Annotated in this window: 13 protein-coding genes; 7 read left to right on the top strand and 6 right to left on the bottom strand. The window is 72.7% G+C overall.

The features are described from left to right. The first annotated feature begins 5 nt into the window (after positions 1–5). The 4 genes from rpe to D3273_RS18045 all read left to right on the top strand — a co-directional run bounded on the left by rpe (position 6) and on the right by D3273_RS18045 (position 3,776). Positions 6–683, top strand: a complete 678-nt coding sequence (gene rpe / locus D3273_RS18060) for a ribulose-phosphate 3-epimerase (protein WP_129228285.1) — start codon at positions 6–8, stop codon at positions 681–683. Beyond that, complete coding sequence (pgl, locus tag D3273_RS18055) at positions 683–1,417, top strand: 6-phosphogluconolactonase (protein ID WP_129228284.1); 735 nt, start codon at positions 683–685, stop codon at positions 1,415–1,417. The genes rpe and pgl overlap by 1 nt, the downstream gene beginning before the upstream one ends. Before the next feature lie 117 nt (positions 1,418–1,534). After that, entirely contained in the window at positions 1,535–2,431 is an 897-nt protein-coding gene (locus D3273_RS18050; RefSeq protein WP_129228283.1) for a fructose bisphosphate aldolase, read from the top strand. A 91-nt stretch (positions 2,432–2,522) separates the two neighbouring features. After that, positions 2,523–3,776 (top strand): energy transducer TonB, encoded by a 1,254-nt coding sequence (locus tag D3273_RS18045; protein ID WP_129228282.1) that lies wholly within the window; start codon positions 2,523–2,525, stop codon positions 3,774–3,776. 35 nt (positions 3,777–3,811) lie between these two features. On the opposite strand, the gene D3273_RS18040 is transcribed toward D3273_RS18045, so the two are convergent. Together D3273_RS18040 and D3273_RS18035 are read right to left on the bottom strand one after the other, a co-directional pair. After that, positions 3,812–5,902, bottom strand: a complete 2,091-nt coding sequence (locus tag D3273_RS18040; RefSeq protein WP_129228281.1) for a prolyl oligopeptidase family serine peptidase — start codon at positions 5,900–5,902, stop codon at positions 3,812–3,814. A gap of 61 nt (positions 5,903–5,963) precedes the next feature. Further along, complete coding sequence (locus D3273_RS18035; RefSeq protein WP_129228280.1) at positions 5,964–6,605, bottom strand: uracil-DNA glycosylase family protein; 642 nt, start codon at positions 6,603–6,605, stop codon at positions 5,964–5,966. Between the two features lie 188 nt (positions 6,606–6,793). Between D3273_RS18035 and D3273_RS18030 the strand changes: the two genes are divergently transcribed. Next, positions 6,794–8,350 carry a sensor histidine kinase gene (locus D3273_RS18030; protein ID WP_129228279.1) on the top strand — a complete coding sequence of 519 codons (1,557 nt, stop codon included), beginning with the start codon at positions 6,794–6,796 and terminating at the stop codon, positions 8,348–8,350. Positions 8,351–8,407: 57 nt separating this feature from the next. On the opposite strand, the gene D3273_RS18025 is transcribed toward D3273_RS18030, so the two are convergent. Together D3273_RS18025 and D3273_RS18020 are read right to left on the bottom strand one after the other, a co-directional pair. Then, a complete protein-coding gene (locus D3273_RS18025) occupies positions 8,408–9,334 on the bottom strand; it encodes a DnaJ C-terminal domain-containing protein (protein WP_129228278.1) in 927 nt (308 codons plus the stop codon). Positions 9,335–9,473: 139 nt separating this feature from the next. Next, a complete protein-coding gene (locus D3273_RS18020) occupies positions 9,474–9,872 on the bottom strand; it encodes an RT0821/Lpp0805 family surface protein (protein ID WP_165359551.1) in 399 nt (132 codons plus the stop codon). Between the two features lie 159 nt (positions 9,873–10,031). Here D3273_RS18020 and pdxH point away from each other — a divergent pair, with 159 nt between their 5' ends. Next, the gene (gene pdxH, locus D3273_RS18015; RefSeq protein ID WP_281011322.1) at positions 10,032–10,646 is read left to right on the top strand and encodes a pyridoxamine 5'-phosphate oxidase; all 615 of its coding nucleotides are present in this window, start codon (positions 10,032–10,034) and stop codon (positions 10,644–10,646) included. Between the two features lie 10 nt (positions 10,647–10,656). On the opposite strand, the gene uxuA is transcribed toward pdxH, so the two are convergent. Further along, entirely contained in the window at positions 10,657–11,841 is a 1,185-nt protein-coding gene (gene uxuA / locus D3273_RS18010) for a mannonate dehydratase (protein ID WP_129228276.1), read from the bottom strand. Positions 11,842–11,851: 10 nt separating this feature from the next. Beyond that, the gene (locus D3273_RS18005; protein ID WP_245501254.1) at positions 11,852–12,502 is read right to left on the bottom strand and encodes a GntR family transcriptional regulator; all 651 of its coding nucleotides are present in this window, start codon (positions 12,500–12,502) and stop codon (positions 11,852–11,854) included. 172 nt (positions 12,503–12,674) lie between these two features. Between D3273_RS18005 and uxaC the strand changes: the two genes are divergently transcribed. After that, complete coding sequence (gene uxaC / locus D3273_RS18000) at positions 12,675–14,075, top strand: glucuronate isomerase (RefSeq protein WP_129228274.1); 1,401 nt, start codon at positions 12,675–12,677, stop codon at positions 14,073–14,075. The last annotated feature ends 101 nt before the right edge of the window (positions 14,076–14,176 follow it).

Raw genomic sequence — 14,176 nt, 5'->3', positions numbered from 1 at the left:
GCGCCATGAGTGAGTTCCTGATCGCCCCCTCGGTCCTGTCGGCCGATTTCGGCCGCCTGGCCGACGACTGCCGCGCCGTCGACGAGGCCGGCGCCGACTGGCTGCACGTCGACATCATGGACGGGCGCTTCGTGCCCAACATCACCTTCGGGCCCGCCGTGGTGGCGGCGATCCGCAAGGCGACGCGCAAGCACCTCAACCTCCACCTGATGATCGTCGAGCCCGAGCGCTTCGTCGAGGATTTCGCGAAGAGCGGCGCCGATTCGATCGTGGTCCAGGCGGAATCGACCTCGACGATCCACCTCCACCGCGTGCTCGGCCAGATCCGCGCCCTGGGCAAGCAGGCCGGCGTGGCGCTGAACCCGGCGAGCCCGCCGGCGCTGATCGAATACGTCATGCACCTCTGCGAGGTCGTCATCGTCATGACGGTCAACCCGGGCTTCGGCGGTCAAAGCTTCCTGCCCGAGATGCTTCCCAAGGTCAGGGCGATCCGCGCCATGGCGTCCGAGCGGGGCCTCGGCACGCGCGTCATGCTGGACGGCGGCATCAACGACCGCACCATCCGGCCCGGCGTGGACGCCGGCGCCGACGTCTTCGTGGCGGGATCCTACGTGTTCGACGCCCCCGACTATGCGGAGCGGATCACGGCGCTGCGCCGGGCCGCCATCGAGGAGACCGCGTGATGACGGACCGACATGTGGCCCAGGGCGAGTTCGCCGTCTTCGACGATCCCGACGCCGTGGCCGACGCGGCCGCGTCCTGGCTCGTCCGGCAGGCCGAGGGCAAGGAGCGCTTCGCCGTCAGCCTGTCGGGCGGCTCGACCCCGAAGCGGCTCTACGAGCGCCTGGCGAGCGCCGCTTTTCGCGACCGCTTCCCCTGGGACCGGACGGATTGGTTCTTCGGCGACGAGCGCTTCGTGCCGAAGGACGACCAGGACAGCAACTTCCGCATGGTGGAGCAAGCCATGCTGGCCCATGTTCCCGTACCCGAGGGGCGCGTCCACAGCTTCGACACGGCCGCGCTGACCCCCGAGGATGCCGCCGCCGCCTATGAGCGGCGCTTGAAGCGGTTCTACGGCGCCGACACGCTCGACCCCGCCCGGCCGCTCTTCGACGTGACTTTGCTGGGTCTCGGCCCCGACGGCCACACGGCCTCGCTCATCCCCGGACAACCGGTGCTCGACGAGCGGGACAGGTGGTCGGCGGCCGTCACGGAAGGGCGGCCCGAAGCGCGCTTGACGCTCACCTACCCAGCCATCGCGTCGTCCCGCGCCATCGCGTTCCTGGTGACCGGCAAGGACAAGGCCGACATGGTGGCCCATATCCGGTCGGGCGCCGCCGACGTGCCGGCCGGCCGCCTGCGCAGCTCCGGCGAGGTGCGCTGGTTCCTCGACAGGGCGGCCGCCGGCCAGGGCTGAGCCCCGCTCGCGCGTCCGCGGGATGTGTTAGGACATCGGCGCGCACCACCAGGGCGAATCACGGCGATGCCGGGCACGGGCCCGGTTCCCCCCTCTAGACACGCGAGGCCGACGGGCATGGCGAACGAATCCATGATGGCGCAGATGTCCGGCAAGGGCGGCTTCATCGCCGCCCTCGACCAGAGCGGCGGGTCCACCCCCAAGGCACTCGCCCAGTATGGCGTGCCCGAGACCGCCTACAGCGGCGACGCCCAGATGTACGGCGAGATCCACAAGATGCGGGTGCGCATCGTGACCGCCCCCGCCTTCACGGGCGAGCGGGTGATCGGGGCGATCCTGTTCGAGGGCACGATGGACGGCGAGGCGGAAGGCCAACCCGTTCCGTCCTACCTGTGGGAGAAGCGCGGCGTCGTCCCCTTCGTCAAGGTGGACAAAGGGCTCGAGGCCGAGAAGGACGGCGTCCAGCTCATGAAGCCGATGCCGGAGCTCGACGCCCTGCTGGCGCGCGCCGCGAAGCTCGGCGTCTTCGGCACCAAGATGCGATCGGTCGTCGCCCGCGCGTCGAAGGACGGCATCGCCGCCATCGTGGCGCAGCAGTTCGAGGTCGCCGAGCAGATCGCGAAGCACGGCCTGATGCCGATCATCGAGCCGGAAGTGTCCATCAAAGCCCCCGACAAGGCCGCGGCCGAGGAGATGCTCAAGGCCGAGATCGTCAGGCACCTCGACGCCCTGCCGGCGGGACGACAGGTCATGCTGAAGCTGACGATCCCCACCGAGGCGAACCTGTACCGGAGCCTGACGGAGCACCCCAAGGTGATGCGCGTGGTGGCCCTGTCGGGCGGCTACACGCGCGACGACGCATGCGAACGGCTGTCCCGCAACCACGGCATGATCGCGAGCTTCTCGCGCGCGCTGATCGACGACCTCCGCTACGACACCACCGAGGCGGACTTCGACGCCGCGCTGTCGACGGCGATCGACCAGATCTACCGGGCCTCGACCAGCAAGGTTTGAAGGCCCGCTTCGACTCGGACTTCGGCCCCGCGGGCGTCCCGACGTCCGCGGGGCTGCCCCACCGAAACGCGGCAGCGGCGGCCGGGGCGCGATGCCGCCCCCCTTCGCCTGCCGACGGAGCAACGGCCTGATCTCGATCGACGCGTCCGGGCCGACCTCCGCCGACGTGCCCCCGGATGCGCGGCTCGGGGATGCCCCGCACCTGCAGGCGCTGCACGAGCCGGCGCCCCGCCTCGACCTCGTCCCCCGCCACATCCTGCAGCGCGCCGCCCGGCGCGGGTGGCGGGAGCGGGCGGGCGGCCTGGTGGGTTTCGGCGGCGGCGCCATCCTGGTCCATGTCGCGCTGGCGGCCGCCTTCTTCTATCTCCTGTCCTTTCGCGACGCCGAAACCCAGCGCGAGGTCGAGATCCCCGTGGAGGTGGTCCACGAGGTCCCGAAGCCAGCGTCGGCGACCGCGGCGACGAAGGGTGCCGAGCGAGGGAACGGGGGCGCGGGCCCGGTGGCGGACGCCAAGGCGGGTGCGGCGAAGCCCGCGTCGTCGGAGACGCCGAGCCCCGTGCCCGCGCGGCCCCAGCAGAAGCCGCCGGCCCCGACGCAGGACGCGAAGCTCGCGGCCGCGCTGTCGCCGCCGTCCCCGGTGCCCCCGTCGCCGCCGCGCCAACCGGCGCCGAGCCCGACAGACGCCGGCAAGCCGACCGCGGCGGCCCCGCCTGGCGAGACGGCGCCCCCGAAGCTCGTCGCGCCGCCGCCCGACGCGGCCCGAGCCGCCACGCAGGATCGGGACAACAAGGCCGCCAACCTCGTGCCCGACGAGCACCAGGCGGATCAGGCGACCCGCGAAGCACGGCCCGCCGCCGTGCCCCAGGTGCTGACCACGGGCGATCCGACGGCGGCGTCGAGCGTGCCCAGCCCGGCCAAGGCTCCGGCCCCGGTCGACAGGCCCTCGCCGCCCACAGTCGCCAAGGTGCCGAGCACCGCCGACAAGCTGGCCGCGGCCCTGCCGATGGACGCGGCCGCGATGCCCATGAGCTTCCGCTCGGTGCTGGCGGGCAATGCGACGGCGCAGATCAACGCCGCCTACGCGGGCGTGGTCCAGGGCCGCATCCGCCAGGCCCAGGTCGAGCTCGCCCGCACGGCCTTCGCGCAGCGCTTGAGCGGCAATGTCGCCATCACCTTCACGGTGGACGACGCCGGAAAGCTGACCGGCCTCGGCATCGTGCAGAGCAGCGGAAACGCCCAGCTTGACGCGCTGGCCCTGCACGCGATCGAACTGGCCGCGCCGTTCCCGCCCCCGCCGCCCGAGGCCGACCACACGTTCAATAAGGCGTTCCTGGTCGGCGGGTGATCGTGGCCGGCGGTGTGAACCCTCGACCGCCGGTGTCAGCCCTCCCAGCCGATGGAGCGGCGCAGGAAGCCGTAGCCGAGCGCCACGAAGGCGGCGCGCTCCGCATTGTCCTTGCCATAGCCGTGGCCGCCCGCCGCCGGCTCGTAGAGGTGGGCCGGGTAGCCCATGGCCTGCAGCTTGGCCGCCATCTTCCGGGCATGGCCGGGGTGGACGCGGTCGTCGCGCCGCGTCGTGGCGATGAGGGTCGGCGGATAGGGCCGGCCCGGCTCGGCGGCGTGATAGGCCGACAGGGGCCCGAGAAAGGCCCAATCCTCCGGAACGTCCGGGTCGCCGTATTCCGCCACCCAGCTGGCGCCGGCGAGCAGCTTGGAATAGCGGCGCATGTCGATCAGCGGGATGGTGCAGAACAGGGCGCCGAAGCGCTCCGGGTAGCGCGTCAGCATGTTGGCGATGAGCAGTCCGCCGTTCGACCCGCCTTCGGCGGCGATGCGGCCCGGGCGCGTCACGCCGCGGCGCACGAGGTCTGCCGCCACGGCCGCGAAATCGTCGTGGGCGAGCCGCTTGCCTTCCCGCCGCCCGGCCTCGTGCCACCGCGTGCCGAACTCGCCGCCGCCGCGGATGTTGGCCGTGACGGTCGTGCCGCCCCGTTCCAGCCACAGCTTGCCGGCGGCGAGGCGGTAATGGGGCAGCGTCGACACCGCGAAGCCGCCGTAGCCGCTGAGGTGGACGGGTGCGTCCCCGGTGTCGCCGGCCGGGCCGGTCTGCGTGTAGGGGATGCGCTCCCCGTCGGTCGAGACGGCCTCGTGGCGCGTCACGACGAGGCCGGATGCGTCGAACCCCGCGGGGCTGGCCTTGACCACGGTGGGGGACGGAAAGGGGCCGTCGCCGAAAGCCTGGAACAGCATCGTCCGCGACGGGGTCACGGGATCCTGCGAAGACACCACCAGGGTCCCGTCGCTGTCCTCCGCTTCGGCGTCGAGCGTCCTGAGGTCGACCACGCCGACCGACGGGAGCATGTCGAGGTCGCGGCGCTCCCACCGGTCCCCGGCGCGGGACAGGAGCGCGAAGCGCGGCACGAGGTCGTCGAGGACCGACAGGACGAGGCGGTCGCCGGTCCAGAAGAAGGCTTCGAGCGAGCGGCGCGGCGCGGGCTCGAAGAGGACGTCGCAGGACCGTTCGCCGGCGAGGAAACCCGACAGCGGGAAGGCCAGCAGGGTATCGGGCGGGTGGGTGCGGCCAGAGACGCCGAACGGCGTCCGGGGCTTCACGAGCAGGACGTCGCCGTGGACGTCCCATTGGGCGTCGGTGGGGAGGTCGAGCCTGTGCTTCGGGCCGGACGGGTCGCCGAGCCAGCCCGCATGGTCGAAGAAAGCGATGGCTTCGGTGAACCAGATGCGCGGCTCGGCCCCGCTCCGGTCCACGAAAGCCTGCGCCGCCATCGACGCCGCGTCGACCGCGAACACCACGGGCGCGTCGGCGATCGCCGACCCGCGGCGCCACAGGCGGACCGTGCGGCTGTAGCCGGACCGCGTCGACGTTTCGACACCCGACGCGCTCGGAAGCGTGGTGAACAGCAGCAGCGTGTCGCGATCGACCCAGGCGGTCCCGCCCTTGGCTTCGGGCGCTGCGAAGCCGCCCGCGACGAAGCCGCGCGACGGGACGTCGAACTCCCGCAGCACCACGGCGTCGCTGCCGCCCCGCGACAGGCGCAGGATGGCCCGCTCGCGCCGTTCCGGCTCGACGGCGGCGCCGGCATAGACCCAATCCTCGCCTTCGGCCCTCGCCAGGGCGTCGACGTCGAGGACGATCTCCCAGTCCGGCGCGGGTCGCAGGTAGGAGGCGAGCGTGGTCCGCCGCCACAGGCCCCGCGGGTTCGCGGCATCCTGCCAGAAGTTGTAAAGGTGCTCGCCGCGCCGCGTGACGCCGGGGATCTTGTCGGGCCGGTCCATCAGCGCCGCCAGGGCGGCGGCTTCGGCGTCCCGGCGCGGGCCGCCGAAGCGCCGCACCGTGTCGGCGGTGCGCCCGTCGACCCAGGCGGTGGCGCGCTGCCCTTCGATCTCCTCGAGCCAGATCCAGGGATCGTCGTCGGGCGAGGCCAGCGTGGGAAGGTCGGTCCTGTCCGTCATCGCGCGTCTCCGCCGCAGCCTGCCGCTGCCCGACAATGCCCGCGGCCCGCGCGGGATCCCGTCATGCCAGCCGCCGCACCTCGGCGCGCAGCACGGGAAGCAGTTCGGCCTCGAACCACGGGTTTCGCTTCAGCCACGCGCTGTTGCGCCAGGACGGGTGAGGCATCGGCAGCATGCGGGGCGCGGGGCGCTCGAAGTAGCGGCGCCAGTCCGCCACCGTTTCGCCGAGCCCCTGCCCGGCCGGCCGCGGGACGCCGAGGCGCGGGGCGTGGTAGCGGATGGCGTGAAGCCCGATGGCCAGGATGGTTTCGACGGCGGGCAGCCCGGCGAAGACGGCATCGTGCCATGCCGGGCGGCATTCCGGCCGCGGCGGCAGGTCCCCCTTCTGGGCGTCGTGGCCGGGGAAGCAGAAGCCCATCGGCAGGATCGCGACGCGCCGGGGATCGTAGAACCGCGCCTCGTCCAGCGCCATCCATTGCCGGAGGCGCACGCCGGACGGGTCCTGGAACGGCACGCCGCTCACGTGGGCGCGGATGCCCGGCGCCTGACTGGCGATGACCAACCGCACGCCAGCGTCGACCTGGAAGATGGGGCGCGGCTCGTGGGGCAGCGGCGCGATGCGGGGGCGCTCGACGCAGATCCGGCACCGCCGCATCGCTTCCGTCAACGCCGGGAAGGGGAGCGCGTCGGCGTCGGGATCCATGGCGATACTTGTGGATAAGGCGGTCGGTCGGAGCCGGAGGGCCCGCCCTCGCCACGAGGGCGACACGGCGGCGGTGAGATGGTCGGATGGCCGTTCGGTGGCAATCGTGAGACCCGCGTGAGCCCTCCATTAAGCTTTCCCCCCCATCGTGTCGATGAGGCGTATCGCGTCGGTGAGTGTGTCGAACCATGGACGAGGTGACCGCGGAGATGATCGAGCGCGGCCGCGGCTCCGACGGCGACACGTCCCTGCAGCGCCGCCGCACCGCGTCGAAGATGCGGGAAGCGCGCGAAAGGCTCACCTCGTCCGGCACCGGACGGCACGCCTTCGACCTCGAGCTCCTCCGCCTCTTCGCCGCCGGCCGGCGCGGCGCCACGATCGCCGAGGCGGTGCTGGCGTGCGCGACCGCCGGCGTCCTGTCGCTGTGGGTGCCGTCCGTCGCCGCGGCGGCGTGGCTCGGCACGACGCTGCTCGCGATCCTGCTCGTCGCCGTGTCGGCCCGGCTGTTCCTGCGGCAGCCGCAGGTCCACGGCCGGGTGCTGCGCTGGACGCGCGGCTTCGCGGCCGCCGAGGCCCTGCGGGGCATCGCCTGGGCGGCGAGCGTGTTCCTGGTGATCGGGGCGCACGATTCCGCGGCGCAAACCTTCGTGCTGTTCGTGCTCCTCCTCGTCGGCGCCATGACGGCGATGATGTCGGCCCCCGTGCCGGCGGCCGTCTACGCGGGCCTGATCCCCATGACGTTGGGCGTCGCCCTCTACGCCCGTCCCGCGGTCGGCTACCAGTTCCTGCCCGTGCTGGCGGTGGCGGGCGTGGCGCAGCTGTGCTTCGCGGTGCTGGCGGCGCGCCTGCATTCCACGACGCTCGCCACGCTGTCGTTCCAGGCCGAAAAGGACGCGCTCATCGTCGAGCTCGAACAGTCCAAGCTCAATTCGGACGAAGCGCGGCGCCGCGCCGAGGAGGCGAGCCTCGCCAAGAGCCGCTTCCTCGCCACCATGAGCCACGAGCTGCGCACGCCGCTCAACGCCATCCTGGGGTTCTCCGAGGTGATGAAGGGCGAGCTCTTCGGCCAGCACAGCGTGCCGGTCTACCGCGACTATTCCGCCGACATCCATTCGAGCGGCCAGCACCTGCTGATGCTGATCAACGAGATCCTGGACCTGTCGCGCGTCGAGGCGGGCCGCTACGACCTGAAGGAGGAGCCGACCTCGCTGGCGCTGATCGCCGAGGATTGCCAGCACCTGCTCATGCTGCGCGCGTCCAAGCGCGAGATCACCGTCACCGAGATGATCGAGCCGAGCCTGCCGCCCATCTGGGCCGACGAGCGCGCCATCCGGCAGGTGGTCCTGAACCTGCTCTCCAACGCCATCAAGTTCACGCCCCAGGGCGGAACCGTGACGGTCAAGGTCGGCTGGACGGCGCAGGGCGGCCAGTATTTCGCGATCCGCGACACGGGCCCGGGCATCCCCGAGGCCGAGATCCCGATCGTCATGTCGTCCTTCGGTCGGGGCACGCTGGCGCAGAAGAACGCCGAGGAAGGGTCGGGCCTCGGCCTGCCCATCGTGAAGGGGCTGGTGGAGCTGCACGGCGGCTCGTTCACCATCAAGTCCCGCGTGCGCGAGGGCACGGAGGTCATCGTGATCCTGCCGCCCGAGCGCGTCATCGACGCCCTGCCGGCGCTCGACCCCGACGCGCCGGCCGAAAGCCCCGCGAGGTCCACGCGCCGCACCCATCGCCCGGCGGCGTGAGGCCGAGCGGGTCGCGACCCGAACGCGGCGCCCTGCCGGGGGAGCCGCCGATCCGCCCTAGACCTTGACGGCGCGCGGGTCGTAGGGGTGCTCGTCGCGCCACCGCTTGGCGAGGGCTTCGAGATCGGCGTCAGGCCGTTCCGGCAGGGCGACCCGCGGCGTGACCAGGAGGTCGCCGGCGCCGTTCGGGCCGGGCATCCCCTTGCCGCGCAGCCGCAAGGTGCGGCCCTTGTTGGCGCCGGGCGGCAAGGTGATCTCGACCGTCCCGTCGAGCGTGGCGACCGGGACCGTGCCGCCCAGCACCGCCTCGTAGAGGGTCACGGGCAGGTCGAGCCTGAGGTCGCGCCCCTCGATGTGGAACTGCCGGTGGGGTGCGTAGCGCACCGTCACCAGGGCGTCGCCGGCGGCGCCGCCGGTGGGGCTGTCGTGGCCCTGGCCCTTCAGCCGGATGGCCTTGCCCTCCTCGATCCCGGCGGGGATCCTGACGTCCAGCGTCCGGCCCGTGGGCAGCGTCACCCGCGCGGTGCCGCCCTTGACGGCATCCTCGAGCGGCACCGCGACGGACGCCGTCACGTCTTCGCCCCGGGTCGGCTGCGGCGCGGCGCGGCGGCCGCCCCGCATGCCGCCGTTGAGCATGTCGAAGATGTCCGATGGGTCGAAGCCGCCTGCGCGCCCGCCACCCCGGCCGAAGGGCGAGCCGCCGCCGAAGTCACCGGCGTCGAAGCCGCCGGCCCCCTGCCCGCCCGCGAAGCCGCCGTAGCGGGGCTTGCCTTCGGCGTCGATCTCGCCGGCATCGAACTGCCTGCGCTTGGCCTCGTCGCCCAGGATCTCGTAGGCGCTGTTCACCTCGGTGAACCGCTCCTTGGCCTTGGGCTCCTTGCTCTGGTCGGGGTGGTATTTCTTGGCGAGCTTGCGGAACGCCTTCTTGACCTCGGCGGCGTCGGCCGACTTGGAAACGCCGAGGACCGTGTAGGGATCGCGCATCTCGTGACTCGTGGCGGGCGCGCGCCGGTGCGGCGCGTCGAGAAACCTGTCGCGCTGGACATGGGGCCGAAAGCCCGCGGCAGCAAGCCGCGCGGCCGGCGCTCGGCAGGATGGCGCGGGCCGATCGACGCGCGTCCGCTCAGGCTTTGCCGCTTTCTCCCGCCCGCATCACCCAGGTTCCGTCCCCGTCGCGGCACGCCGAGCCCGACAGGCGCCGTTCCTTTCCGCCGAGCGGCGTCACCTCGCCGGAGAAGCGACGGCACACGCGGTCGTGGTCCGCGAAGGGCGGGGCCGCGGCCGTGAAGGCGCCGTGGGAGCCGGTCTGCGCGTTCCGCCACGCGGAGCGCGCGCCGTCGCCCTGGGGATCGAGCGCCACCGCCATGGCGGCGCGGGCGCGACGCAGGTCTTCCCGGTCGAGCGAGGGCGACAGCAGCGCGACGGTGCGGTCGATGCCACCCGTCGGCGTGTCGTCGGCCTCGATGCCGGAGATCGGGATCGACAGCGAGCAGGCCGAGGTCGCGACGGCCAGGAGCGCCACCGCGGCGCACCGGCAGGCCGCACCGCCGACGCGATGCCGCGCGCGGTTGTTCGGCTCCGGGGGGCGGATTAGATCGGTGTGGGGGTCCCGGGGACGGCAACGCAACCTTCGCTTCACCGCCCGCCCCCCCCCACCCGCAACGACACGGAAGGACTTAGCGTGAGCGCGTTAAATTCGGGTGACTTCACCCTTTCGGACGACCCCGACGCCCTGTTCGACGCCTGGATGGCGGAAGCGACGGCCAGCGAGCCGCGCGACCCCAACGCGATCCAGCTCGCCACGGTGGACCGCGACGGGCGGCCGGACGTCCGCACCGTGTTGCTCAAGGGCAAGGACCCGCGCGGCTTCACCTTCTACACCAACGCCGAAAGCGCCAAGGGCGAGGAGCTGGCCGCACATGCCGAAGCGGCCTTCGTCCTCTACTGGAAGAGCCTGAACCGCCAGATCCGCGTGCGCGGGTCGGTGGAATCCGTGTCCGACGCCGAATCCGACGCCTACTTCGACAGCCGGCACCCCCGCTCCCGCATCGGCGCCATCGCGAGCCAGCAGTCGCGCCCGCTCGACAGCCGCGCGACGCTGGAAGACCGCGTGGCCGCGCTCGAAGCGGACTACCGCGACCGGCCCATCCCCCGCCCCGCCTATTGGCACGGCTTCCGCGTCAAGCCGTACCAGATCGAGTTCTGGGCCGACCGCGCCAACCGCTTGCACGACCGGATCGTGTTCCGCCGCGGCGGCACGGAAGGCCCCTGGGCCAAGCAGCGCCTGTATCCCTGAGGCGCGGTGGTCAGGCGTGCGGCTTCGCCCCGATCGCGTGGAGGATGCCGCGCAGCTCCGCAAGACCCTTCAAGCGCCCGATCGCGGGGTAGCCGGGGCTGACGGGTTTGGCGAGGTCGTCGAGCATGCGGTGGCCGTGGTCGGGGCGGAACAGGATCGGGCCCCCCCGACGCCCCTCGGCCGCCACCAGCTCGCGCAGCACCGCCACCATGTCGACGTCCCCGTCGAGGTGATCGGATTCGTGGAACGAGCGCGGGTCGGCTTCGCGCTTCGTCGCCCGAAGGTGCGCGAAGCCGATCCGGTCCGCGAAGCGGCGGGCGATGGCGGGCAGGTCGTTGTCGGCCCGCACGCCGAGCGACCCGGTGCAGAAGCACATGCCGTTCGCCCGCGACGGCACGGCCTCGAACAGCGCCGCATAGTCGTCGCCCGTCGAGGCCACGCGCGGCAGGCCGAACAGCGGGCGCGGCGGGTCGTCCGGGTGCAGCGTCAGCGTCACGCCGCGCGCTTCCGCGGCGGGGGTCACGGCGGCGAGGAACTCGATCAGGTGCCGGCGCAGCCGCGCGGCGTCGACCTCGCGATATTGGTCGAGCTTGTCGCGGAACCCGTCCACCGTCATGGGCTCCGTCGTCGATCCGGGCAGCGCCGACGCGATGGTCCGGGTCAGCTCGGCGACGCCCTCGTCCGGCATGGCGTCGAAGGCGGCCCGCGCCCGCGCCCGATCGGCTTCGGAATAGTCCGCCTCGGCGCCGGGGCGGCGCAGGATGTGGAGGTCGAAGGCGGCGAAGCGGTCCTGGTCGAAGCGCATCGCGGTCGCGCCGGTCGGCAGCACGTGGTCGATGTCGGTGCGCGTCCAGTCGACCACCGGCATGAAGTTGTAGCAGATCGTGTCGATCTCGCAGTCCGCCACCGCTTCGAGCGAGGCGATCCAGCTCTCGATCTCGGCCTTGGCCGCGCCGCCGCGGCGCTTCACCGCGTCCGGGATCGGGATGCTTTCGACGCAGGACCAGCGGAGCGGCGTGCGGCCGGGGGGCGTGGCCTCGATGAGCTGCTTGCGCTCCGCCACCGCGGCGCGGGACCAGGCTTCGCCGATCGGCACGGCGTGCAGCGCCGACACGATGTCGGTCGCGCCGGCCTGGCGCACGTCGTCGAGCGAAACGAAAGCGTCCGGCCCGTACCATCTCCAACCCTGCCGCATGCCTGCTCCTTCAGATGAAAAAATCGGGGTGGAGGTCGCGCAGGCGCGCGACGTCCGGCACCACCACGCCGAGATGCGCCGTCATGGCGGACCTCGCACGGCCGGCGTCGCCCGCCGCCACGGCGTCGCGAATCGTTGCGTGCTCGGCGATCACCTGGTCCATGCGGCCCAGCGCCGGCAGGGTGAGGCGGCGCGCGCGGTCGAGCTGCACCTTCACCTGGCGCAGCAGCCGCCAGATGTTCGGGTGGCCCGCGAGCAGCGCGATGGCCTCGTGGAACGCCTCGTCGGCTTCGTGGAACCCGCGCGTGTCGCCGCGCAGCGCGAGCTGCCGCTGCGCGCCGATGGCGGCGTCGAGCCGGGCCGCCGCGGCACTCCCGCCCCGGGCCGCCGCGCCCTCCACCGTCACCCCTTCGAGGGCCTGGCGCACCAGGACGGCTTCCGGGATGGCGTCGAGCGGGATGCGCGACACGAAGGTGCCGGACTGCGGCAGGATGTCGACGAGCCCCTCCTCGCCGAGGCGAATCAGAGCTTCGCGCACCGGCGTGCGGCTCGTGCCGAACCGTTCGCAGAGCGCCGCATCGCGCAGCGGCGTGCGGGGCAGGATCGCCATGCCGACGATGTCGTCGCGCAACGCGGTCGCGATCGCGCCCGCCGCCGTCATGGGGCTCCCGGCCCGGGTCGCCGGACACCGGATCCCGGCCTGCCGCCCGCGCGCGACGGCGCCCTTGCCGGACACGCTCCCCTCCATCGTTCCACCCCCTATTGACATACTAGTATATCAGTTGTTCATGGTCGCCAAGCGGATCGACCAGGGTCCGCATCGGAAACGCGCCATGGCCCTCCACCCCGACAGGCTGCTCCCCGTCGACCCCGGGACCCGCGGCATCGCACGCCGGCTCTACGGCGCGGTGTCGGGGCTGCCGATCCTGTCGCCGCACGGCCACACCGAGCCGGCCTGGTACGCCGAGGACCGGGCGTTCCCGGACCCCGCGCAGCTCTTCGTGGTGCCGGACCACTACGTGTTCCGCATGCTGTATTCCCAGGGCGTGCCGCTCGAAGCCCTCGGCGTGCCGCGGCGCGACGGTGGGCCGACGGAAACGGACGGGCGGGCCATCTGGCGGCTCTTCGCGCGGCACTACCCCCTGTTCCGCGGCACGCCCACGCGGCTGTGGTTCGAGCACGCGCTGGAAACCGTGTTCGGCATTGACGAGCGCCTCACGCCGGGCAACGCCGACCGCCTCTACGACGCCATCGCGGACGCGATCGGCCGGCCGGAGCTTCGGCCGCGCGCCCTCTACGAGCGCTTCGGCATCGAGGCGATCGCGACCACCGACGCCGCGCTCGACGACCTCCACCACCATGCCGCCCTGCGCGATTGCGGCTGGAGCGGCCGCGTGCTGCCGACGTACCGCCCGGACGCCGTGGTCGACCCCGACCGGGCGACCTTCAGGGAGGACGTCGCCCGGCTCTGCGCGCTGGCGGGCGAGCCCGTCACCTGGTCGGGCTCCCTCGCGGCGCATCGGGCGCGGCGGGCCTTCTTCCGGTCGCTCGGCGCCACCGCGACCGACCACGGCCACCCGACCGCCCGCACCGCCGACCTTGGTGCCGCGGAAGCGTCGGCGCTGTTCGACCGCGTGATGGCCGGACCGGTTTCGGCGGAGGATGCCGAGCTGTTCCGCGCCCAGATGTTGACCGAGATGGCCGGCATGAGCGTCGAGGACGGGCTGACGATGCAGCTCCACCCGGGTTCGGTGCGCAACCACAACCCCCAGGTCTTCGCCCGCTTCGGCCTCGACAAGGGTGCCGACATCCCGCAGCCGACCGGCTACGTCCACGCCCTGAAGCCGCTGCTCGACCGCTTCGGCAACGACCCGCGCCTGACGCTGGTGCTGTTCACGCTTGACGAGGCCCAGTACGGCCGCGAGCTGGCGCCGCTGGCCGGGCACTACCCCGCGCTGCGCCTCGGGCCGCCCTGGTGGTTCTTCGACAGCCCGGACGGGATGCGGCGTTTCCGCGAGATCGCCACCGAAACGGCGGGCTTCGCCAACACGGTCGGCTTCAACGACGACACCCGCGCCTACCTGTCGATCCCGGCGCGCCACGACATGGCGCGCCGGATCGACTGCGGTCACCTGGCGCGCCTCGTCGCCGAGCACCGGCTGGACGAGGACGAGGCCCACGACCTGGCCCACGACCTCGCCTACGGGCTCGCCAAGGCGGCCTACAGGCTGTGACACGGGCGGTTGGCGCCGACCGCCGGCCGGCACGACCCGTCGCGGACGAGCGATCGCCCGGGACGGCGGAGACGACACCGAAACGACGGCACGCCTCGTGA

It is taken from the genome of Lichenibacterium minor, from assembly GCF_004137685.1.
GTDB classification, from domain to species: Bacteria; Pseudomonadota; Alphaproteobacteria; order Rhizobiales; family Beijerinckiaceae; genus Lichenihabitans; species Lichenihabitans minor.
This window is presented reverse-complemented; position numbering and strand designations above follow the sequence as displayed.